Origin of the sequence: Neisseria sp. HMSC068C04 (genome assembly GCF_001810105.1) — a bacterium.
GTDB classification, from domain to species: domain Bacteria; phylum Pseudomonadota; class Gammaproteobacteria; order Burkholderiales; family Neisseriaceae; genus Neisseria; species Neisseria flavescens_B.
The window spans coordinates 15,794-39,368 of record NZ_KV800011.1 but is presented as its reverse complement, the minus strand read 5'-3'; the positions used below and the strand labels follow the sequence as shown (position 1 = coordinate 39,368).

Below are 23,575 nucleotides of genomic sequence, written 5' to 3'. Positions count from 1 at the left end.
AAAAAGGAATTTTGCAAAGGTCTCAGGCCGTCTGTTGTTCAGACGGCCTTTGTGTTTCAGTTGAAAGCTTAATTGCTCAAGACATCAACGCCTTTAGGAGGAGTGAATTTGAACATACCGCTGGAAAGGTTGGGCTTGGTGTTCAAACCGCTGAAGCTGATGCTGGTTTGGTTGCCGAAGCTGTCTTTCAGCTGCATGGCGGCGAGGTTGTCGCCTTTGAAGCCGATGCGGATGTATTGATAACCGGCATTGTTTTTCTTAGGCGTAGCCAAAACGTAGTCGATGCCGTTGGCAGAACCGTCTTCTTTCAGCGTGTAGCTGCTGTCCAATGCCGTTTTGTTGGAGAGGATGGCGGCAGGGCTGTCGCCGATGGTTTGGTCTTGTGAGGATTTGGTTACTTGCGCCAAATCTACGTCATAGAGCCAAATGGTTTTGCCGTCGCCGACGATGGTTTGTTTGTAGGGTTTGGTGTATTCCCATTTGAACAAGCCTGGGCGCAGGATTTTGAATGTACCGTGTGTGGTTTGGGTTTTCTTTTTGCTGTGAACGGTTTGGCTGAAGTTGCCGCTGATACCGTCAGCGTCATTATTGAATTTTTTCAGGGCATCCACTGCGCCGGCTTGTGCAAAGCCGATGGCTGAAGAAAGCAGCGCGGCAGCGGTCAGGGTGAACAGTCGGGTAGTTTTCATGTTTTGGTTCCTTGTTCGGAGAGATGGGTTCAGTATAGACGTTATGGTGTAACAGGCAAGGGGCTGAATGGAGGGTTTAATTTGTGTAAATATGAAAAATCCAATCAAGTGACTGAAATAATTTCATTTCTTCAGACGGCCTGCATTTAGTTTTGACGTTTTTTTAATGAAGCACACAATGGTTTGGTGTGGTATTTAATGTCATTTTACGGAAAGCGTGAAATTATAGTCTTTCTGTTTGCTTTTTAAAACGGTTATAATATTTATCTTTTTAAAACAATGGTTTTGTATGTATCTGAATCCTTATCCTTTATTGGAACAGGCTTTGCTGTCGGACAATCCGGATGAAAAGGGAAGATTGACGCAGGCCTTGTTTGCGCAGTTGGGCGAGGCGGAAGGTTTGACGGTTGATGAGTCGAAACCTGTGGATTGCCGTTTTGCCGGACATCCGTTGCGTCCGCGTTTGGTTGCGCCATCAGAAGTAACGCCGCGCAAGATGAATACGGTCGAAGGCTATGCGGCGATGCTGCATGCGATTACGCACATTGAATTTAATGCGATTAATCTGGCTTTGGATGCAGCGTATCGTTTTCGCAATATGCCGTTTCAGTTTGTACGCGATTGGGTAAGGGTGGCGAAAGAAGAAGTGTTTCACTTCGGCTTGATGCGTGGCCGTCTGAACAGCTTGGGCTACGATTACGGCGATTTTGAAGCGCACGGGCATTTGTGGGATATGGCGTATAAAACCGCTTACGATCCCTTGTTGCGCATGGCTTTGGTGCCGCGGGTGTTGGAAGCGCGCGGTTTGGATGTCACGCCGGGTATTCGTGCAAAAGTGGCGCAACGTGGTGATGTAGAAACCTGCGATGTGTTAGATATTATTTATCGCGATGAAGTGGGGCATGTCGCCATCGGCAATCATTGGTATCAGCATCTTTGCCGTGAGCGCGGTTTGGAACCGGTTGCCTTGTTCCGTAGCCTGATTGCGCGTTACGATATGTTTATCTTCCGCGGCTACGTCAATATCGAAGCACGGGAACGTGCAGGATTCAGCCGTTTCGAGCTGGATATGTTGGAAGATTTTGAGAAAAGTTTGAAACAGGATAAAAAGGCCGTCTGAAACGGTAAAATCATCATGGCACATCATCACGATCATTCGCACGCGCATACCGCCAATAAGCAGGTATTGCGCATTTCATTTTTCGTCATTGCCGGATTTATGCTGGTTGAGGCGGTCGGCGGCTGGCTGACCAACTCTTTGGCCCTGCTTTCCGATGCGGGGCATATGTTCAGCGATGCGTTTTCGCTGGGCGTGGCATTGTGGGCATTCAAACTTGGCGAGAAACAGACCACGCTGCAAAAGACATTTGGCTATAAGCGTTTTGAAATTTTGACGGCGATGTTTAACGGATTGTCGCTGGTGTTGATTGCGGCAATGATTTTTTATGAAGCAGTCAAACGATTGTTTTATCCGCCGGAAATTTTGACGGGCGGCATGTTGGTGGTCAGTATCATCGGTTTGCTGGTCAACATCGGTGTCGCCGTTTATATGTTGAAAAATGGCGATACTGAAGAAAACGTCAATATGCGCGGCGCGTATCTGCATGTAATCAGCGATTTGTTCGGCTCGATAGGGGCGATTGTCGCAGCGGTATTGATGATGGCGTATGGCTGGCAATGGGCGGATACGGTTGCCAGCGTATTGGTGGCGGCTTTGGTAGGGCGCAGCGGCTGGAAGCTGTTTAAACAGACTTTGCACATTTTGATGGAAGGTGCGCCGGAAAACATCCATACCGATGAGTTGCTCAGCGTTATCCGCAATACGGAGGGCGTAAAATCTGTTCACGACTTGCATGTTTAGACGATTACCAGCAATATCCACGTTTTGTCCTGCCATATTGTTGTCGATGGCAACATGACGGTTGCAGAGTCTGAACAAATTGCCTATCGCATCGAACATGAATTGGCGCATCACAACATCGGGCATTGTACGATTCAGATTGAAAGCGAACAGCATCCGCATAAAGATGAAGTTTTGTGTTCTCAGGAAATACACGAACATCATCACCATTAACCATATTCAGGCCGTCTGAAACTTGTTGGATTGTTCAGACGGCCTTCTAAAATCATCAAAGGAACACTTATGATCCAAGCCGTATTATTCGACCTTGACGGCACGCTTGCCGATACAGCACTTGATTTGGGTGGCGCGCTCAACACGGTATTGCGCCGACACGGTTTGCCTGAAAAAAGCATGGATGAAATCCGTCCGCAGGCCAGCCATGGTGCAAGCGGTTTGCTCAAACTTGGTGCAGGCATTACTACGCCCGACCATCCGGACTATATGCAATGGCGCAAAGAGTTTTTGGACGAATACAGCCGCTGCTATGCTGACCAAACCATCTTGTTCGACGGCGTAAACGAAATGCTGGAAGCCTTAGTTCAACGCGGTATCCAATGGGGCATTATCACCAACAAGCCTATGCGCTTTACCGATGTCCTCGTGCCTAAGCTCGGGTTTACCGTGCCTCCTGCCGTGATTGTTAGTGGCGATACTTGCGATGAACCCAAGCCCAGCGTGAAGCCTATGTTTTATGCGTGTGAACAGATTGGTGTTGAGGCTGAGCGATGTTTTTATGTCGGCGATGCAGAGCGCGATATGCAGGCAGGAAAAAATGCAGGCATGACGACCGTGCTTGCCGATTGGGGCTATATTTCTGCCGAAGACCAAACCGAAAACTGGCTTGCCGATTTCCGTATTGCCACGCCTTTGGATTTGTTGGCAATCTTGCGTTAAAACCCTGTAATAATTCGTTTTCAGACGGCCTGAAACGGCGTAAAATCGCACTAAGTTTGTATTTTTTCAACCGTTTTACTACTTGTAAAGAGAAAAATCATGTTCTTCAAGCATATCGAAGCTGCTCCTGCTGATCCGATTTTAGGTTTGGGCGAGGCGTTTAAAGCCGAAACCCGTCCGGAGAAAGTTAACCTCGGTATCGGCGTGTACAAAGACGCATCCGGCGCGACGCCTATTGTCAAAGCCGTCAAAGAGGCTGAAAAACGCCTGTTGGAAAGCGAAACAACCAAAAACTACCTGACCATTGACGGCGTTGCCGACTACAACGAGCAAACCCAAATTCTGCTGTTTGGCAAAGACCACGAAATCATTGCCAGCCGTCGTGCCAAAACAGCGCAAAGCCTTGGCGGTACAGGCGCATTGCGTATTGCCGCCGAGTTTGCCAAACGTCAGTTGAACGCGCAAACCATCTGGATTTCCAATCCGACTTGGCCAAACCACAACGCCATCGCCAAAGCGGTCGGCATCCAAGATAAACCTTATCGCTACTATGATGCCGCCAAACACGGTTTGGATTGGGACGGCATGATTGAAGACTTGAGCCAAGCGCAAAAAGGCGACATCGTCCTGCTGCACGGCTGCTGCCACAACCCTACCGGCATCGACCCTACGCCCGAACAATGGGAAACTTTGGCAAAACTTTCTGCCGAAAAAGGCTGGTTGCCACTGTTTGACTTTGCCTACCAAGGCTTTGGCAATGGTTTGGAAGAAGATGCCTACGGCTTGCGCGTGTTCTTGAAACACAATACAGAATTGCTGATTGCCAGCTCTTATTCCAAAAACTTCGGTATGTACAACGAGCGCGTCGGCGCGTTCACTTTGGTGGCCGAAGATGAAGAAACAGCAGCCCGCGCCCACAGCCAAGTCAAAACCATCATCCGTACCTTGTATTCCAACCCGGCTTCACACGGTGCGAACACCATTGCGTTGGTGTTGAAAAATGATGATTTGAAAGCACAATGGATTGCCGAACTCGATGAAATGCGCGGCCGCATCAAAGCCATGCGCCAAAAATTTGTCGAGTTGCTCAAGGCTAAAGGTGCAACACAAGACTTTGATTTCATTATTGAACAAAACGGTATGTTCTCTTTCAGCGGCTTGACTCCCGAACAAGTTGATCGTTTGAAAAACGAGTTTGCCATTTATGCCGTCCGCTCCGGCCGCATTAATGTTGCAGGCATTACCGATGACAACATCGACTACCTGTGCGAAAGCATTGTGAAAGTCTTGTAATTGTCGAATTAAAGGCAAAGGCCGTCTGAATGATTCAGACGGCCTTTATTTTTAGTTGTGGTGGCTTATCCGGCAACTGCGTTCATTCCCCAATAAATCATGGCATAGCGCAGCAGTTTGCCTGTAATCAGAATAATGGCGCAATGCAAAGCATTGAGCCTGAGCCAGCCTGCGGCAAGGGGGAGGGCATCGCCGATAATCGGCAGCCATGCGAACAACAGCGGCCAAATCCCCCATCTTTGTATACGCGCCAATACTTTTTCAGACGGCCTTTTCTTGGCCGGAAACATTCTGCCCATGTAATACGAAACCATACTGCCCAAGCCATTCGCCAAACCGGCACACAAACATGCGCCGAGGGCATGTTGCGGATATTGGTACACAAATGCGGCGTATGCCGCCTCGGATGTACCCGGAAGTAGTGTAGCCGAAGTGAAGGCAGAAGCAATCAGGGCAAGGTAAGCGTAAAGAAGGGGCATGTTTTGAGTTGCATCAAGTAATATTGTAAAAAAGAAATAACAGGTTTAATAAGAGGATTATGCCTTTATTTTTCAATATATCAAAAGATAAATCCAATATTATTGAATTTTTTAAAATTAAACGTCTAAAGATTAATGTAGTCGGCTGTTAGAAAATAGTTTTCAAAGTGACGGATTATCAGTATGATACGGACGCTGTTAATGAGTGTTAAGTTTAATGAACTGCTTTCAGCTCATTTTTGGCGAGTCTTAACAAAACGAAAGGCAAATTATGTCTGCGCATTCACAACAAAATCATACTCCTGCGCTGGTCGTCTTGACCACACTCTTCTTCATGATGGGTTTTATTACCTGCATGAACGATATTTTGATTCCGCATCTGAAAGATATTTTCACGCTAACCAATTTTCAGGCGATGCTGATTCAGTTCTGCTTCTTTACCGCCTATGCCATCATGTCGATTCCGATGGGTTTTCTCGTTGGTAAAATCGGCTATAAAAGCGGCGTCATCGGCGGCTTCTTGCTGACCGCCGTCGGATGCTTGTTGTTTTATCCTGCCGCAGACAGCCAATCTTACCCGACTTTCTTGGGCGCGCTCTTCATTCTTGCTTCGGGCGTAACCCTGTTGCAGGTTTCGGGTAATCCGTATGTGACCCTGCTGGCGAAACCTGGTAAAGAATCTGCAACGCTGACTTTGGTACAGGCATTCAATTCATTGGGAACGACTATTGCTCCGAAAATCGGTGCATTTCTCATTTTTACAGATGCAGCTCAGAAAGCTAGCAAAGCCGAGCAAATTGCTTCTGTCCAAATCCCTTATTTGGGTTTGGCGGGATTGTTGATCCTCCTAGCCGTCTTTGTGAAAATGATCCGCCTGCCCGATGCACGTAAAATTGCCGTTGAGGAAAGCGAACACAACCACGACGACAAACACAGCGTGTGGCAATACAAACATCTTGTTTTCGGTGTGGTTGGCATTTTCTGCTACGTTGGCGCGGAAGTATCCATCGGCTCTTTCATGGTCAATATTTTGGGCTTCCTGAAAGGATTGAGTCATGCCGAAGGTGCAGATATGCTGACGTACTACTGGGGTGGTGCAATGTTCGGACGCTTCCTTGGTTCGGTAGTGATGACTCGAGTCGCGCCAAACCGCTACCTTGCCTTTAATGCCTCAGTTGCTACTGCTTTGCTCGTCATTGCCATCATGGTTGGTAAAGGTAATGCCGACGTCGCCATGTGGGCGTTGATTGCCATAGGTTTTTTCAACTCCATCATGTTCCCGACCATCTTTTCGCTGGCAACCAAAAATCTTGGTAAATTCACCAATTCTGCTTCAGGTATTCTTTGTACTGCCATCGTTGGTGGCGCGCTGATTCCTTTATTGCAAGGTAAGATTGCTGATGATTTCGGTATGATGATTTCTTATGTTGCACCTGCCGTGTGCTACCTCTACATCGTCTTCTTTGCCCTCAAAGGTTATAAAGCCGACGAGTAAGCATGGTTTGAACAGAAGGCCGTCTGAAAACTTGGAAATCAGGTTTTCAGACGGCCTTTTGACTTTGTGGCATAATGATTTAAATGACAGGAGGAAAAAATGGCCAAAATCATTTTGCTGCATGGCTTGCACATGCATTCATGGGTAATGAGACCGCTGGCGTATTTGCTAGAACAAGAAGGTTTTGAAGTTGCTCTGTTCGATTATTGCAGTGTGTTGCACTCGATGAATCGGCATGTTGAGGACTTGGCGCGATGGATTGATGAGAACCATACTGATGAAACGCTGCACTTTGTCGGCCATAGTTTGGGCGGCTTGGTTTTACGTAATTTTGCGGCTGCATATCCGGATAAAGTCAGCGGCCGTATCGTTACCATGGGTACGCCGCACCAAGGCAGCCGTGCCGCGCAGCGTGTGTTCAATATGGGTTTGCAAAAGCCGGTATTGGGCGGTTCGTATAAAGGTGCATTGGATGGCAGTATGCCTGAATTGCCAAAGGGTGTTGAGTTGGGCAGTATTGCCGGCAATAAACCGTATGGGCTGGGCCGTGTTTTAGGTTTGCATGGCGAACATGATGGTACGGTTTTGGTCAGCGAAACGCATTGTCCGAATATGCGTGATCATGTCGTTTTGCCTGTCAGCCATAGCGGTATGCTGTTTAACCGTAAAACTGTCGAGCAAGTGGTGGCATTTTTGCATGATGGACGTTTTAAAAAGCAATAAAATTTCATTTATTTTAATTTAAAAGTATTTAATGTTAATAATTTAATATATTTTAAAGAAAGTGTCGCAGTTTTACTGAAGCTGTTTTTATAAAATAACAGGCAGGCCGTCTGAAAATCGGGTTTCAGACGGCCTGTTATGCTAAAATCTGTTAAATACTTATTAAAAAGGCAAAGAACAATGTTTGCTTTCAAATCCTTACTTAATATGCCGCGCTTTGAGGCCATCGCTGTGGCCTTGGCTTTGGTGGCGGCAATGGGTTACACGATTATTTCGCTTGAATGGCTGCCGCATATGTCGATTGTGACGGCGATTGTGGTCTTGCTGTTGTACGGTTTGATGCGTGGCTTGAAATATCAAGACATGCAAAACGGTATGATAGGCGCGGTCGGGCAGGGCATGGGTGCGATTTATCTGTTTTTCTTTATCGGCCTGATGGTCAGCGCGCTGATGATGAGCGGTGCGATTCCGACGCTGATGTATTACGGTTTTGGATTGATTTCGCCGACTTATTTTTATTTTTCGGCGTTTGCGCTTTGCTCAATCATCGGTATTTCCATCGGCAGTAGTTTGACGACTTGTGCGACTGTCGGCGTGGCATTTATGGGTATGGCGGCTGCGTTTCATGCCGATATGGCGATGACGGCAGGTGCGATTGTGTCGGGTGCGTTCTTTGGCGATAAAATGTCGCCACTTTCCGATACGACCGGTATTTCCGCTTCGATTGTCGGCATTGATTTGTTCGAACACATCAAAAACATGATGTACACCACTGTGCCTGCATGGTTGATCAGTGCGGCGTTGATGCTGTGGCTCTTGCCCAATGTTGCCGCGCATGACATGAACAGCGTCGAAGCTTTCCGCGCGCAATTGGAAGCAACCGGTTTGGTGCATGCCTATTCGCTGATTCCGTTTGCCTTGCTGGTTATCCTCGCCCTGATGCGCGTGAATGCCATTGTGGCCATGTTGTTTACCGTTATGGTGGCGCTGATTGTGACTTACTTCCACAGTACGCCTGATTTGAAACAGCTGGGCGCGTGGTTTTACAGCGGATACAAACTCGAAGGCGAAGCATTTAAAGACATTGCCCGTTTGATTTCTCGCGGCGGCTTGGAAAGCATGTTCTTTACGCAAACCATCGTGATACTCGGCATGAGTTTGGGCGGACTGTTGTTCAGCATCGGTGTGATTCCGTCTTTGCTGGAAGCCATTCGTGCGTTCCTGACCAATGCCGGACGCGCTACTTTCAGCGTCGCCATGACATCGGTCGGTGTCAACTTCCTGATTGGCGAGCAATATTTGAGTATCCTGCTTTCCGGCGAAACCTTTAAGCCGGTTTATGACAAGCTTGGTCTGCATTCGCGCAACCTTGCCCGTACGCTGGAAGATGCGGGTACGGTCATTAATCCGTTGGTGCCTTGGAGCGTCTGCGGCGTATTTATCAGCCATGCCTTGGGCGTGCCTGTTTGGGAATACCTGCCTTATGCCTTCTTCTGCTACTTGAGCTTGGCTCTGACGCTGGTGTTCGGCTGGACAGGGCTGACTTTGAGTAAGAAGTAAACCGCATTTAAAATAGCAATGCTTTTATCAAACAAGGCCGTCTGAAAACAATTTCAGACGGCCTTGTTTTACTTGAAGTAGCCGTATCAGCATGATTTCACTATAATTGCTGCGCCAATAAAAAAATAATCTAAACAATGAACAAAAAAATCCGCCAAGAAATTTTCGAGCGTTTCCGCGCTGCTAATCCTCATCCGACTACCGAGTTGAACTTTAGTTCACCGTTTGAGCTGCTTATCGCCGTTTTATTGTCCGCGCAGGCAACTGATGTCGGCGTAAACAAAGCGACTGCCAAACTCTTTCCCGTTGCCAATACGCCGCAAGCCATGTTGGATTTGGGGCTGGACGGCGTGATGGAGTACACCAAAACCATAGGCCTCTACAAAACCAAATCCAAGCACATCATGCAGACTTGCCGTATTTTGCTGGAGAAGTACAACGGTGAAGTACCTGCCGACCGAGAGGCTTTGGAATCTTTGCCCGGCGTTGGCCGTAAAACGGCCAATGTGGTGTTGAATACTGCATTCGGGCAACCTGTTATGGCAGTCGATACCCATATTTTCCGTGTCTCCAACCGTACTAAAATTGCTCCGGGCAAGGATGTGCGCGAAGTTGAAGACAAGCTGATGCGCTTTATTCCCAAAGAATTTTTGATGGATGCCCATCATTGGTTGATTTTGCACGGCCGCTATACATGTAAGGCTTTGAAACCGCAATGCAGCAAATGTTTGATTAACGATTTGTGCGAATATCCGGCAAAAATTTAAATAAAAAAACATAAAAAAAGGCCGTCTGAATTTCAGACGGCCTTTGATTTGGCTACGATTAGTCGGCAACTGCCATCAGGCTGGCGTTACCACCGGCAGCGGTAGTATTGATACTGCAAGAGATTTCTTCAAATACTTGCAGAATGTCCAGACCTTGTTCGGAAGGCAGGATGCGGATGAGCGCACCGTCGCGGCCGGCCAACTCTTGTTTGCGCTCGCTGCTTAAAGGCTCGATAGCGGCAACATGGCTGATGCCTGCGTTTTCAGGTTTGCTGTTGACTTGCAACAAACCGTCCAAATCGGCTGAGTAGGAAGCCAACGGGCTGTTAGGCTCAACAACGGTTTGGATGCCTGCGGCTGCCAGCTCGGTCAGGGCAGAGAAGGCTTGCAGCAGATTGCCGCCATGTACCCAAACACGTTTTGGAGAGCGCCAGCTCAATGAGTTGCGTTCGCCGGTCGGGCCGACCAATACGGTTTCGGCTTTGCGCAGAGTGCGAACTCGCGCGTGACCCAAAGCTGCGGCTGCAGTTTTCTTCTCTTCTGCATTAAACGGCAGTTTGTGAACCAGAGTTTCCAAACGTTTGAGCGCGTCTTCGTCTGCTTGGCCGATACGGCTGAGGGTTGGTGCAACCCATTCAGGAGTGCGAACCAAACGTTGCAGATAGAATGGACCGCCCGCTTTAGGACCGGTACCGGACAAGCCGTGACCGCCGAAAGGTTGTACGCCGACAACGGCACCGACGATGTTGCGGTTGACGTAGATATTACCGGCTTCGATGTGGTCGCGGATGTGTTCGACAGTACCTTCGATACGGCTGTGTACACCGCTGGTCAAAGCATAGCCTTTGGCGTTGATTTGGTCGATGAGTTGATCCAACTCGCTGGCGCGGTAGCGGACAACGTGCAAAACAGGACCGAACACTTCGCGTTGCAACTCGTTTAAGTTATTCAATTCAAACAGGATTGGACGAACAAAAGTAGAGTTGTTGCTATCAACGTCGGCAGCAGTTTTGATTTCGTGGTAAGCCTTCGCTACGCCTTTCATTCGATTGATGTGGGCCAACAGGTTTTGTTGGGCTTCAGCATCGATGACAGGGCCAATGTCTGTAGTCAGTTGGGTCGGTTTGCCGACAACCAATTCGTCCATTGCGCCTTTGATGATGTTGACCATTTTATCGGCAACATCTTCTTGAACGCACAAGATACGCAGAGCGGAACAACGTTGGCCTGCGCTGTCGAAGGCAGAGTTCAATACGTCGAGGCAGACTTGTTCCGGCAGGGCGGTAGAGTCCACGATCATCGCGTTTTGACCACCGGTCTCGGCAATCAGGACAGGGTTGTCGTCGCGTTTGGACAGTGCTTTGTTAATCAGGCGTGCTACTTCGGTAGAACCGGTGAAGATCACGCCGCCGATGCGGGTATCGCCGGTCAAGGCAGAGCCGACATCGCCTGCGCCGAGTACGAGTTGCAGTGCAGAAGTCGGAATACCGGCTTGATGCATCAGGGAAACGGCGTAAGTAGCAATCAGGCTGGTTTGTTCGGCAGGTTTGGCGATAACGGTGTTGCCGGCAGCCAATGCAGAAACCACTTCGCCGGTAAAGATGGCCAATGGGAAGTTCCATGGGCTGATCGCAACGATTGCGCCGACAGCTTTGGCATCTTTAGACAGGGTGTTTTCAGCTTCGTTGGCATAGTAGCGGCAGAAGTCAACGGCTTCGCGTACTTCGGCAACGGCGTTGTTCAAGGTTTTACCGGCTTCGCGGACGGCCAGCATCATCAATGCAGGCGTGTGTTGTTCCAAGAGATCGGCAAAACGGCGCAGGCAGTCGGCGCGTTCTGAAGCAGGTTTGGCGCTCCACTCAGGCAGGGCGGCAACGGCTGCACCAATTGCTTCTTGAGCCAATGCGGCATCGGCAAAGCTGACGGTACCGACAACATCGTTGTGGTCTGCAGGGTTACGGACAGGTTGTGCTTCACCTACGTTACGCGCTTCGCCATTGACGATGGAAGCGGCATGGAAGTCTTCGGAAGAAGCTTGGTTGAGTTTTTCTTGCAGGTTTTGCAATACGGTTTCGTTGCTGAAATCTACGCCTTGAGAGTTCAGACGGTCTTTGCCATACAAATTGCGCGGCAGAGGCAGTGCCGGATGCAGATGGATGCCTTGTTCGGCGATGGTGTCGAACGGGCTCTTAATCAGGTGGTCGATGCTGATGTTTTCGTCAACGATTTGGTTCACGAAAGAAGAGTTCGCACCGTTTTCCAACAGGCGGCGTACCAAGTAGGCAAGCAGGGTTTCGTGTGTGCCGACCGGGGCATACACGCGTACGCGGCGGCCTAAGTTTTGCGGGCCGACCACTTGGTCGTACAGGGTTTCGCCCATGCCGTGCAGACATTGGTGTTCAAAGTCTTTGCCTTTACCCATTTGGTAGATTGCGCCCAAAGTGTAGGCGTTGTGGGTGGCAAATTGTGGGAACACGGCATCTTGCGCATCCAAGAGTTTGCGTGCGCAGGCGAGGTAGGAGATGTCGGTGTGGACTTTACGGGTGTAAGTCGGGTAGCCGTCCATGCCGTCTACTTGAGCCCATTTCACTTCGCTGTCCCAGTATGCGCCTTTAACCAAACGGATCATCAGTTTTTGGTTGTTGCGGCGTGCCAGATCGATCAGATAGTCGATAACGAATGGGCAACGTTTTTGGTAGGCCTGAACAACGAAACCGATACCTTTGTAGCCTGCCAAGTCAGGGTCTGAAACCAAAGCTTCCATCAAGTCCAAAGACAATTCGAGACGGTTGGCTTCTTCGGCGTCGATGTTGATACCGATATCGTATTTTTTACCCAAAAGGAACAATTCTTTCAGGCGTGGCAACAGTTCGCTCATAACGCGTTCGTGTTGGGCGCGTGAATAGCGAGGGTGGATGGCGGAAAGTTTAACGGAAATACCGTTGCCTTCGTAAACGCCTTGGCCTGCGGCATCTTTACCGATGGCGTGAATGGCTTGAACGTAGTCGTTGTAGTAGCGGTTGGCATCTTCTTCGGTGTATGCGGCTTCACCCAACATATCGAAAGAGAAGCGGTAACCCATTTTCTCGCGCTCTTTACCGTTTTGCAGCGCTTCTTCAATGGTTTGGCCGGTTACGAACTGTTTGCCCAACAGGCGCATTGCGTAGTTCACACCTTGACGGATCAGAGGCGCGCCACCTTTGCTGATTATGCGGCTCAGTGCAGAGCCCATGTTTTTTTCAGAAGTGTTGGTGGTCAGTTTGCCTGTAATCAACAGACCCCATGCAGCCGCGTTAACGAAGAGGGAAGGGCTGTTGTTCAAGTGGCTTTTCCAGTTGCCTTCGGAGATTTTGTCGGCAATCAGGCGGTCGCGGGTTGCATTGTCCGGAATACGCAGCAGGGCCTCGGCCAGACACATCAGTGCAACACCTTCTTCACTGGAGAGAGAGAACTCGTGCATCAAGGCATCTACGCCGCTTGCTTTGGTGCGGCTGGAGCGGACTTGAGTAACCAAACGACGGGCAAGCTCGGAAGCGGCATTGCGCTCTTCGTCAGTCATCTGTGCACGTTGCAACATATCCTGAACAGCCTCGATTTCATCGCGGCGGTAGGCATCGGTTACAGCTTGACGCAGAGGAGTTTGTGTTGGAAAAGCGAAGTTAAACATTATTTATGTTCTCCAAAGGTTTTTTTCATGGTTTCAGACGGCCTGAATTAAGACTGCTAAAACAGGTATTCTGAAGGATAGTAATATCGTAATAAAATTATGATGCGGATACAAGATGCATCCGCATAAATTGCTGTTTTTTCTGATAAGGCTCAGATTATTTTGAAACAGTTTATTTCGTAAAGACGGCCTGCACGGAATCATGCAGGCCGTCTGAAAACGTCTTATTTAGAGGCGCGGTATTCTGCGTCTGCTTTTTCGAAACGTTCTTGCAATTCGCGTGACGGTTGTTTGTCGATCAGGGATACCAAAACAATCACGAGGGTACAAGCGATGAAGCCGGGAACGATTTCATATACGGTAGAGAAGCCTGTTTCTTGTGCGGCCAAAGCAGGTTTTTTGATCCACTCAGCCCAAACAACCACAGTCAGCGCACCAGCAATCATGCCGGAGAGTGCACCGTAGGCAGTAATGCGTTTCCACAAAACAGACAGGATAACAACCGGACCAAATGCAGCACCAAAGCCGGCCCATGCGTAAGCTACCAAGCCCAATACTTTGCTTTCAGGGTCAGAAGCAATCAGGATGGAAATCACGGCAATCGCCAATACCATTACGCGGCCAATCCATACCAATTCAGTTTGTTGGGCATTTTTACGCAGGAAGCCTTTATAGAAGTCTTCGGTAATCGCGCTGGAGCAAACCAACAATTGGCAAGACAGGGTGGACATTACGGCGGCAAGAATCGCGCTCAAGATGATACCGGCAATCCAAGGGTTGAAGAGCAGGGTAGCCAAAGCGATGAAGATACGTTCGTGGTTGCCGTTCATTTCTTCAACGTGGGCAGGGTTGGCACCGAAGTAAGCGATACCGAAGTAGCCGACAGCCACGGCACCGGCCATACACAGAATCATCCAAGTCATACCGATACGGCGTGCAGAAACCAGAGATTTAGCGCTTTCGGCAGCCATGAAACGGGCCAAAATGTGTGGTTGACCGAAATAGCCCAAGCCCCAAGCGGCGGTAGAGATAATGCCGATGAAAGTAGTACCGGCAAACAGGCTGCCGTATTCTTTACCAGTAGAAGCGGCAACTTGTTGGATGGCCGCGTTCATTTGATCCGCACCGCCCAAACCCAAGTACACCATTACAGGAGTCAATACCAATGCAAAAATCATCAAAGAAGCTTGCAGGGTATCGGTCCAGCTTACAGCCAAGAAACCGCCCAAGAAAGTGTAGGCGATGGTCGCGCCGGCACCCAGCCACATGGCTTGGGTGTAAGACATACCGTGGAACAGGCTTTGGAACAGGGTAGCACCGGCTACGATGCCTGAAGCACAGTAAATAGTGAAGAAGAACAAGATAATCAGTGCAGAAACCACTTTCATCAAGTGACCGCCGGCACCGAAACGGTGGAAGAAGTAATCAGGAAGCGTCAGCGCGTTGTTGGCGTATTCGGTATGTACGCGCAGACGGCCTGCAACCAAGAGCCAGTTGAGGTATGCACCCACAATCAGACCAATGGCGATCCAAGCTTCATTCAAACCGCTCAGGTAAATGGCACCTGGTAAGCCCATCAAAAGCCAACCTGACATATCGGAAGCACCGGCAGACATCGCGGTCACGAACGGACCCAAGCTGCGGCCGCCGAGAATGTAGTCGTCGAAGTTGCGTGTTGAAAAATAGGCGGCGAGGCCGATCAGTAATACGGCGACCAAATAGATCGCGAAAGTGATATACATGGGATTCATGTACTTATTCCTCATCTAACTTATAAATACGGGTTTTGAAATTGCAAGCAATTCGTACCCAAACTTTTTTCTAATAAAAATACAGCTTAAAAATCCTGTTTTTCACGAGAGAGTCAGGATAAATTATTTTCAAATACAATAAAATACGAAATTTTAATGCATTAAATTGTAAATAATTTAAACCAGCATACCGCAAAAAGTCGCTTTTGCAAAGCGAAGAACTCAGCCTTTATTCGAAATTGATGCCGCCTTTTGGCTAAGTCATTTAAAAACATAAAAATATATAAATTTTTACCGATGATGACGAAGGAAAGTGTGTGAAACTATCTTTCCTGATGTTTTTTGAGGATTAAAGAGAAAAAGTAATTAAACGACTTGGACTTTCAGACGGCCTTGTGCAGAAACCCCGTATCTGTGTCGGGCAGATACGGGGTTTTTAGAAAAAAAAGACTACATTAAATAGAAAAATCGTCTTTTAGTAAGTGTTTGTAAGCAAAGAGATAAGAGGCTGCGACAAAGGATGACCCGCCCAGGACGTTGCCTAAGAAAACGGGAATCATATTGTAGAAAAATTGACCCCAGCTGACATTTGCGCCCGCCCAAATACCGGCCGGAATGATGAACATATTGGCAACAAAGTGTTGGAAACCGATTAATACGAAGATCATAACAGGGAACCACATGGCTAAGATTCGTCCTGAAGTATGGCGTGCACCGAAGTAAAACCAGATGCCCATACACACCATCCAGTTACATGCGATGGCAGAAACGAATGCGCGGCCGAAGTCCATATTGACTTTAGCTTCGGCAATGGCAATGGTTTTCGCTGTGGCCGGCCCTTCGGCAAGGCCGACGTAGTGGCCGAGAAAATAGGCCATGGCAACGGCGCCTGCCAGATTGCCCAAGCTGACAATCAGCCAGTTGCGCACCAATTTGTGGGTGCTGACGCGGCCGGTCAATCTGCCCAAAGCCATAATCATCATATTGCCTGTTGCCAACTCGCCGCCGCCGATTAAGATACAAATCAGTGCAATCGGGAACACGGATGCGCCCAAAAGGGCGGCCAGGCCGTTCCATTCGGCTGGAATGCCGCTGATGACGCGCAGGCAGGCAAGATAGCCGAAGCCGACATAGCCGCCGCCTAAGAAACTCAAAATCACCAACATTTTGATGCTGAATTCAGATTTGGCGCAACTCTTGCCGATAGCGTCCTGCAAAATTTCATGAGGGAACAGGTCTCGTGTATCCATGAAGTTTCCTTAAGGTTAATATAAGAATAAAAATATCTTTCTTTATCATACGGATGGCGAGTTTGCCTGAGAATATGGCGGACAGGAAATAACGGCTGATTGTAAGGATAGAAGCGTAGGTTATATATTGGCAGCCGATGTGTGAAAGGCCGTCTGAAAGCAATACTTTCAGACGGCCTTTAGATGGGGGATGGGAATTACAAGCGCGTTACGCTTAAAACGCCTTTGATGTCGCCCAAGCTGGCTAATACGCGCGGCAGGTCGTTGACTTGGCGGACTTCAAGGGTAAAGCGCATGCTGGCTTCCAAATCGCGTGATTGGGTTTGCACCGCGGTAACGTTGAGTTTATGACGCGCCAGCGCATCCGAAACGTCGCGCAGTAAACCGGAGCGGTCTTGGGCGCGGATTTCAACATCGACGGCAAACACTTGTCCTTCCTGCAGGGCTGCCCAGCTTGCGTTCAACACTTTTTCCGGAGCCTGCTCGGCAAGATGGCGGAAAGAAGGGCAGGTATTGCGGTGGACGGAAATACCGCGGTCGCGCGTAACAAAACCCACAATATCGTCAGGAGGTGCCGGTTTGCAGCATTTGGCAAGCGTGGTCATCAGGCCGTCTTCGCCGTCAATCAAAATGCCGTTTTTGCCGCCTTTTTTGATTTTGGACTGCTTGACGATATTGGTTTCATCAATCGGTACAGGAGGCGGTTCATTCAGCGCGCCGCAGGCTTTGTGGATGGCGCGGTTAGAAACTTCGCCCTGACCGATGGCTGTATAGAGTTCGTCGGTTTTTTTGAAGCCAAGTTTTTCCGCCAATGCTTGCAGATTGGGTTTGGGGAAGATTTTTGACAGCTGTTTGTCTAACTGGGCGCGGCCTTCTTCGCGCACGGTATCCGCATTTTGCTGGCGGATGTAGGCACGGATTTTACTGATGGCGCGGTTGGATTTGACCCAGCCTTCGTAGAGCCAGTTGACGGAAGGATTTCCCTCTTTGGCAGTAATGATTTCAACGCGTTGTCCGTTTTCCAATGGCGTGGACAGCGGCACGATTTGTCCTTCGACTTTTGCGCCGCGACAACGGTCGCCTACGCTGCTGTGCAGGGCGTAGGCGAAGTCGATGGGGGTCGCGCCGGTGGGCAGGGAGAGGACTTTGCCGTGCGGGGTCAGGACGTAAATCGTGTCGTTGAAAAGCTCGGTTTTGAAGGCGGCGGCGAGGTCTTCTTTGCCGCTTTCCGCCATGTTTTCGCGCCAGTCCAAAAGTTGGCGCAACCAGGCGATTTTCTGCTCGTAGGCGGAATCGCCCTTGCCGCCCTCTTTGTAACGCCAGTGGGCGGCAACACCGAATTCGTTGAATTGGTGCATATCGAAGGTGCGGATTTGGACTTCCACGCCTTTGTCTTCCGGGCCGACGATGACGGTGTGCAAACTTTTATATCCGTTGCCTTTCGGGTTGGCGATATAGTCGTCGAACTCGCCCGGAATCGGCTGCCAGAGGCTGTGGACAATGCCCAACGTGGTGTAACACTCGGGAATGGTGTCCACCAAAATCCGTACTGCACGGATGTCGAACAAGCCGTCAAAAGTGAGTTTTTTCTTCACCATTTTTTTGTAAATGGAGTAGATGTGCTTCGGTCTTCCGGCAACTTCAAAATGAATATTGTATTTTTTCAGTTCCGTACGCAGGATGTTGAGGAAGTTTTCGATGTATTCGAGGCGCTCGGTGCGTTTTTCGTCCAAAAGCAGGGCGATTTCGCGGTATTTTTCCGGTTCTTGATGACGGAAGCCCAAATCTTCGAGCTGCCATTTGAGTTGCCACACGCCCAAGCGGTTGGCGAGCGGAGCAAAAATGTCGAGGGTTTCTTTGGCAACGGCGCGCTTTTCAGGATTGTCGGGAACGTTGCTTAAGAATTGGAGGGTGCGCGTACGCATGGCCAGTTTGATCAGGACGACGCGGATGTCGGTAACCATCGCCAACAGCATTTTGCGCATGGTTTCGGCCTGTTGGCCGCGTTCTTCCGGCGTGGCAAGGCTGTCCACGCGGGCGAATTGGGTCAGTTTCTGTACTTCGTCCACGCCTTTGACCAGCTCGCAAACGGTGCTGTTGCAGCGTTCGGTAACCAATTCGCGCCAAGTGGGAACGTATTTGCCGATATCGGACAAAATCGTAGCGGCCACGGCATCGGGCAAAAGGTCGAGTTCGCTGACGATTTGCATCGAGCCGAGGAAATGTTCCATCAATGGCTCGCCGTAAGTCGTTAGGGCATCGGCAGGGTAATGTTCTTTAGCTAAGTCAAAGGCCGTCTGAATCAGGTTTTTATCGGAATCGGGCAGCGCGGCAACATAGCCGTCGAACCAAGCGAGGAGGCCTTCCAGCGTTGCACTCGATGTTTGGGGCGTTTGGCGAATAGTGGTCATGGCGTGCGTTTTTTTCTTTTTGATAAAAACGTTGCTATTGTAACAGTTTATTGCCGACAGCCCTAGATTTGTATGCGAATGTGGCACTATGTTTCAGAACACCTTGTTTCAGACGGCCTTGGGTGTTATGGTTAACCGTTTTGAAATTTTAAGGAGTATTTCGATGAAACTGTACATTTACGACCATTGCCCGTTTTGTGTCCGTGCGCGGATGATTTTCGGCTTGCGCGATGTGGCGGTGGAAGAAGTTGTCTTGGCAAACGATGACGAAGCTACGCCGATTGGTATGATTGGTTCAAAACAAGTGCCGATTTTGCAAAAAGAAGACGGTTCGTTTATGGGCGAGAGTTTGGATATTGTCCGTTACATCGATCAAGGCCGTCTGAAAGAAGAAGTTCGTCCCGAGATTCAGGCTTGGTTGGACAAAGTGGGCGAATACAATAACAGATTGGTACAGCCGCGCATGGTTAAAATCGGCCTGCCTGAATTTGAGACCGATGAAGCGAAAAAATACTTTATCGACAAAAAAGAGAAAAGTATCGGCAATTTCGAGACTAATCTGAACAAAACGGCGCAATATCTGGAGCGTCTGCATCAAGACTTGGCCGAACTGGAAGCGCTGGTGTGCGAAGGCGAGGGCTTGGGTGGTGAAATCAGTTTGGAAGATATCCTGACTTTCCCTATTTTGCGCAACCTGACCGTTGTGCGCGGTATTCAATGGCCGCAAAAATTGATGGATTATTTGTTGGCGATGAGCGAGCGTTCCGGCGTGGCTTTGTATTTTGACCGCGCATTGTAATAAATGTTTGAAACATGAAAAAGGCCGTCTGAAAGTTTTTCAGACGGCCTTTTGGTTTAATAGGCAATCGTATCGGCAACCTGTGACAAACCGTTTTCCAACGATTCGAGCATGGCGGTATAGCCGTCGCCTTGTTGGGGTGTGACGGCGTTAAACGGTTTGCTGCGTCCGTCCGGCCATTGTGCATAACCACTGATGGTGGTCTGCCCCTGATAGCTACCTTGGAAGGCTTCGATATAGACTTTCAGGGTTTGGCTGCTTTGGCTGCGTGAAGCAGGCACAAAGGTACGATGCGGATTGAGGCGGTTGAGCTTGTTGCTGAGGTTGGCCGCCAACGCGCCATCGAGCGGTGCCGCCCAAAGGTGGTTTTTCGCCAGATTCACATGATAGGCATCGGTTTGGTAAACGAGGCCGCCGTTGGCAAGCGGTTCGGCAAGGTTGACTTTGACCGCGATTTCGTTGCCTTGTGCAGCAGGTCGGATGTACTGGCTGTCGGGCAGGACGAAATATTGTGTGCTTTGCGCAGTACCGCAGGCGGCAAGCGTCAGGGCGGCGGCAATCGGGAAGAGGCGCATTATCGGCTTCCTTTCGGGATAGGGTCTTTGCTGCTGCTGTTAAAAATCAGCGCGTTGGGTTTTTCTTTCAAAGTATTAATCACGGGTTGAACGTCTTTTAAGGTTTTGTCCAAACTTTGCAGCGTATTTTGTACGTCGCCGTAGATAGGCGATTGAGGCGATACGCCTTGCAGGGTTTGACGCAATTCTTTCAGGGTTTGGTTCAACTCGTTAGGGATGTTTTGTGTCTGCGGTTTGCCGACAAGTTTGTCGATGGAGCTTAGGGCGGCATTGGCAGATTTGAGTGTGGACTTGAGCTCGGCAAGCGAGCCGTTCAAGCCGGCAACGGTTTTATCCAATGGCAGGTTGTTGAACTTGTCTAACAAATCGGCCACTTTTGCCTGTAAATCGTCCAAACCGCCGCCTTGGGTTGCGATAACGGTATCGCCTGCATAAACGGTATGCGGTCGCAGCTTAGGCGAGGCGGAAGGCTGATCGTTCAACTCAATCATTTTGCTGCCGGTCAGCAGGTTGTTGCTGGAGATGGTGGCGGTCAGGCCTTTGTTTAAGGCCGTCTGAAATTGTTGTTTCCAATGCTCTTTGCTTTGTTCGTCGGCATTGATTTCCAAACGGGAAGGCTCGATGCGGATGCGCACGGGAATCCAACCGTTTTCAAACAAATGCAGGCTGTCGTTGCGGTCGAAATAGGGGACATCGGAAACCACACCGACATTCAGGCCTTTGTATTCGACAGGTGAACCGGCAGTCAGACCGCGGACGGATTGTTTGAAAAACGCGGTGTAGTACAGCGAGCGGTCGTCAGGCAGGTTGGCGACTTCGCTGCGGCTGTCGTAAAGCGTGAAGCTGTCTTCGCTTTTAACGTTTTTGCTGTCGCTTGTTTTGGGCGAGTCAAAGGAAATCGCGCCGGACAGCAGGGCAGGCAGAGGGGCAGAGTTGAGTTTGACGCCGCTGCCTGTGGTTTCGATATTGATGCCGCTTTCCAGCCAGAAACGGCTGGCGGAATTAATCAGTTTGTCGTTAGGGCTTTGGATGAAGATAGTGTAATGCACGCTTTGGTCGGACGGGTCGAAATGCGCGCTTTCTACTTGGCCGACCATAAAGTTTTCATACAAAACAGGGCTGCTGACATTGAGGATGCGGTCGTTTTTACCGATCAAATTCAGGCGCAGGCCGCTTTGACCGATGGCGGCAATCGGTGGAATGTCTTGGACGACAAATATGTCTTTGGTTTCTTGGCTTTTACCCGGTGTAAATGCAATATATGAGCCGGAAAGCAAGGTTCCCAAGCCGGTAACGCCGCTTTGGTCGATACGCGGTTTGACTACCCAAAATTGGGTATCGCTGCGGATAAGGTCTTTGGCATCGGCGCTGAGCTGGGCAGTGACTTCCACGCCTTTTTGGTCGTCGCGCAATTTGATGCGGGTAACGCGTCCGACATCGACATTCAACACTTTAATAACGGTGTTGTTGACCTCGATGCCTTCGGCACTGTCCATCAACAGTGTAACGACAGGGCCGCGGTTGCGGATATCTTTAACCAAAAGCCAGCCGCCGGCAATCAGCGCAATCAGCGGAATCAGCCACACGATAGACGTGAAGACATTGGTTTTTTTGACACGCGCTGGGGCGTGATAATTGGGTGAAGAATCGTGTTTTTTCATTGTGTTAAGGTCTGGTCAGAATCAAGGCCGTCTGAAAGCTGCTGTTGCTTGTCCCAAATCAGACGGGGATCGAAATAATAGGCCGAAAGCATGGTCAAAATAACGACCAGGCAGAAGTAAATCGCCGCACCACCCGGCACGACGCGCGCCATATTGGTGTGGAACGAACTCATCAAAAGAATAATCACAAAAATATCAATCATCGACCAGCGGCCGATGGATTCGGTAATCCGATACAAAACCGACATCTTGTCCGCGCTCATCACAGGTTTGAAGTATGCGGAATAAATCAAAACCGCCATCGCAATAATCTTCAAAACCGGCAACATAATACTGGCACTAAAGATAATCATGGCAATCAAGCGGTCTCCATCGTTCCACATATAAACAATGCCGTTGAAAATCGTATTGATCTCCAAAGTCGTCGGGTTGGACGAAATCATAATCGGCAGGATGTTGGCAGGGAAATACAGGATAAACGCCGCGACTAAAAACGCCAGAGAAATGCTCAGGCTTTTCGGGCGGCGACGGTATAAGTCCGCACCGCATACGCCGCAAGGTTGCTCGTCTTTATCGCGGAAATACAGGCAACGGCTGCAACAGATTTTGTCTTCAGTGGCCGTCTGAACCGCATGGCCGCCGGTTAAACGGTGAATCTTATAATAAACCCAATGCTGCGGAATTGATACCGAAGTCCGAATCAGCATGACCGACAACGGAAACATCAGATAAAACGCCGAGCCGAACTCTACTGTGGCAACGGACGAGAGCTTGATATACGCCACCAAAGTGGAAATAAAAAACACATCCACCATAATCCAATGACGCAGCCGCACCAATACACGCGTTGCAAAGCGCAGCGCAGGGTAGGCCTTTTCGCGTATCAAAGCCGTATAAACATAAAGACAGAGCAGCAAAAACAGTAAAGGCGCGCCGAAGGTGAGGATAAACATCACTTCCGCCAGAAAACCGTAATCCAGCGAAATCAAAAGCCGCATCATTTGCGGCAGCGACAAAATCGATGTCACGCCGAACAAATCGACGCGGATATACACCATATTGTACGCGAACGCCATCAGAATCAAGGTTGTCAGCGCATAAGCAATCGGCGCGATATACGGATTGTTTTCCACCTCCACAATTTCATGGTTGCACACCGGACAATGCGCTTCCTGCCCCTGACGCAGGCGCGGAATATCCATACGGCAGCCGCAATCCGGGCATTCCACCGTATGTGCAGGCAGCGTCGCATCAGGAAGATAAGACTTGTAACGCCACCAGCGATGGTAGGCAGGAATCCGTTTCATGGTTCGGCAGGGGATAAAGAAGGTGCAAGAGTGTCACATTATAAAGGAAAACAGAAGGATAGCCCAAATTTAGGTTGATATTGGATTGAATGGCAGCTGCTTAATAAGGTTTGGGCCGTCTGAAAAGTTTGAAAAGACTTTGGAAGATTATTGCTATGGGCTGTTAAATTTTATTAATAGGTCTTAGTTTGGTTTATTGTCATTAGGATGAAAATAATATATATTCTTATTCCTGAAAAACGCGATGAGACTTGTAGATTTGTGGAAGGTGTGCGATCAATGAACCTGAAGCAGGTTAAAAGTTATCTTCTTTGTTTTTAAAACGATTCTTTTCAAATTAGACGGTATTTT

17 protein-coding genes and 1 pseudogene are annotated in these 23,575 nt (G+C 49.2%); 9 read left to right on the top strand and 9 right to left on the bottom strand.

The window, feature by feature from the left end:
* Positions 1-68: 68 nt before the first annotated feature.
* Complete coding sequence (lolA, locus tag HMPREF2700_RS11115) at positions 69-689, bottom strand: outer membrane lipoprotein periplasmic chaperone LolA (protein ID WP_003682545.1); 621 nt, start codon at positions 687-689, stop codon at positions 69-71.
* Positions 690-978: 289 nt separating this feature from the next.
* Between lolA and HMPREF2700_RS11110 the strand changes: the two genes are divergently transcribed.
* From HMPREF2700_RS11110 to HMPREF2700_RS11095, 4 genes and pseudogenes are all read left to right on the top strand, one after another.
* Positions 979-1,809 (top strand): ferritin-like domain-containing protein, encoded by an 831-nt coding sequence (locus HMPREF2700_RS11110; protein ID WP_070592140.1) that lies wholly within the window; start codon positions 979-981, stop codon positions 1,807-1,809.
* A gap of 15 nt (positions 1,810-1,824) precedes the next feature.
* Positions 1,825-2,763: pseudogene (locus HMPREF2700_RS11105) on the top strand (cation diffusion facilitator family transporter).
* Between the two features lie 69 nt (positions 2,764-2,832).
* The gene (locus tag HMPREF2700_RS11100) at positions 2,833-3,486 is read left to right on the top strand and encodes an HAD family hydrolase (protein WP_070592138.1); all 654 of its coding nucleotides are present in this window, start codon (positions 2,833-2,835) and stop codon (positions 3,484-3,486) included.
* Between the two features lie 99 nt (positions 3,487-3,585).
* Positions 3,586-4,779 carry an amino acid aminotransferase gene (locus HMPREF2700_RS11095; RefSeq protein ID WP_070588069.1) on the top strand — a complete coding sequence of 398 codons (1,194 nt, stop codon included), beginning with the start codon at positions 3,586-3,588 and terminating at the stop codon, positions 4,777-4,779.
* A 65-nt stretch (positions 4,780-4,844) separates the two neighbouring features.
* On the opposite strand, the gene HMPREF2700_RS11090 is transcribed toward HMPREF2700_RS11095, so the two are convergent.
* On the bottom strand, positions 4,845-5,258 hold the full coding sequence (locus HMPREF2700_RS11090) for a YqaA family protein (protein WP_070592137.1): 414 nt from the start codon (positions 5,256-5,258) through the stop codon (positions 4,845-4,847).
* Between the two features lie 271 nt (positions 5,259-5,529).
* Here HMPREF2700_RS11090 and HMPREF2700_RS11085 point away from each other — a divergent pair, with 271 nt between their 5' ends.
* The 4 genes from HMPREF2700_RS11085 (at position 5,530) to nth (ending at position 9,803) form a co-directional block, all read left to right on the top strand.
* Positions 5,530-6,753, top strand: coding sequence for a sugar MFS transporter (locus HMPREF2700_RS11085; RefSeq protein WP_070592135.1), 1,224 nt, complete (start codon positions 5,530-5,532; stop codon positions 6,751-6,753).
* 99 nt (positions 6,754-6,852) lie between these two features.
* Complete coding sequence (locus HMPREF2700_RS11080; protein WP_070592134.1) at positions 6,853-7,476, top strand: alpha/beta fold hydrolase; 624 nt, start codon at positions 6,853-6,855, stop codon at positions 7,474-7,476.
* 180 nt (positions 7,477-7,656) lie between these two features.
* Positions 7,657-9,036 (top strand): Na+/H+ antiporter NhaC, encoded by a 1,380-nt coding sequence (gene nhaC / locus HMPREF2700_RS11075; RefSeq protein WP_070592132.1) that lies wholly within the window; start codon positions 7,657-7,659, stop codon positions 9,034-9,036.
* 137 nt (positions 9,037-9,173) lie between these two features.
* Entirely contained in the window at positions 9,174-9,803 is a 630-nt protein-coding gene (nth, locus tag HMPREF2700_RS11070) for an endonuclease III (RefSeq protein WP_070592130.1), read from the top strand.
* Between the two features lie 58 nt (positions 9,804-9,861).
* On the opposite strand, the gene putA is transcribed toward nth, so the two are convergent.
* The 4 genes from putA to HMPREF2700_RS11050 form a co-directional block, all read right to left on the bottom strand.
* Complete coding sequence (gene putA / locus HMPREF2700_RS11065; protein WP_070592127.1) at positions 9,862-13,470, bottom strand: bifunctional proline dehydrogenase/L-glutamate gamma-semialdehyde dehydrogenase PutA; 3,609 nt, start codon at positions 13,468-13,470, stop codon at positions 9,862-9,864.
* Positions 13,471-13,694: 224 nt separating this feature from the next.
* Complete coding sequence (gene putP / locus HMPREF2700_RS11060; protein WP_070592125.1) at positions 13,695-15,221, bottom strand: sodium/proline symporter PutP; 1,527 nt, start codon at positions 15,219-15,221, stop codon at positions 13,695-13,697.
* A 455-nt stretch (positions 15,222-15,676) separates the two neighbouring features.
* Positions 15,677-16,471: a formate/nitrite transporter family protein gene (locus HMPREF2700_RS11055; protein WP_036493807.1), complete on the bottom strand. Its 795-nt coding sequence runs from the start codon at positions 16,469-16,471 to the stop codon at positions 15,677-15,679.
* 197 nt (positions 16,472-16,668) lie between these two features.
* On the bottom strand, positions 16,669-18,882 hold the full coding sequence (locus HMPREF2700_RS11050; RefSeq protein ID WP_070592123.1) for a RelA/SpoT family protein: 2,214 nt from the start codon (positions 18,880-18,882) through the stop codon (positions 16,669-16,671).
* An 88-nt stretch (positions 18,883-18,970) separates the two neighbouring features.
* On the opposite strand from HMPREF2700_RS11050, the gene grxB reads away from it, so the two are divergent.
* Positions 18,971-19,681: a glutaredoxin 2 gene (gene grxB / locus HMPREF2700_RS11045; protein WP_070592122.1), complete on the top strand. Its 711-nt coding sequence runs from the start codon at positions 18,971-18,973 to the stop codon at positions 19,679-19,681.
* A gap of 56 nt (positions 19,682-19,737) precedes the next feature.
* On the opposite strand, the gene HMPREF2700_RS11040 is transcribed toward grxB, so the two are convergent.
* From HMPREF2700_RS11040 to HMPREF2700_RS11030, 3 genes are read right to left on the bottom strand one after another with little or no spacing between them, the layout of a single operon-like run.
* Entirely contained in the window at positions 19,738-20,256 is a 519-nt protein-coding gene (locus HMPREF2700_RS11040) for a PqiC family protein (RefSeq protein ID WP_070592120.1), read from the bottom strand.
* The gene (pqiB, locus tag HMPREF2700_RS11035) at positions 20,256-21,917 is read right to left on the bottom strand and encodes an intermembrane transport protein PqiB (RefSeq protein WP_070592118.1); all 1,662 of its coding nucleotides are present in this window, start codon (positions 21,915-21,917) and stop codon (positions 20,256-20,258) included. Before pqiB ends, HMPREF2700_RS11040 begins: the two co-directional genes overlap by 1 nt.
* Entirely contained in the window at positions 21,914-23,224 is a 1,311-nt protein-coding gene (locus tag HMPREF2700_RS11030) for a paraquat-inducible protein A (protein WP_083303995.1), read from the bottom strand. Before HMPREF2700_RS11030 ends, pqiB begins: the two co-directional genes overlap by 4 nt.
* Positions 23,225-23,575: the final 351 nt, after the last annotated feature.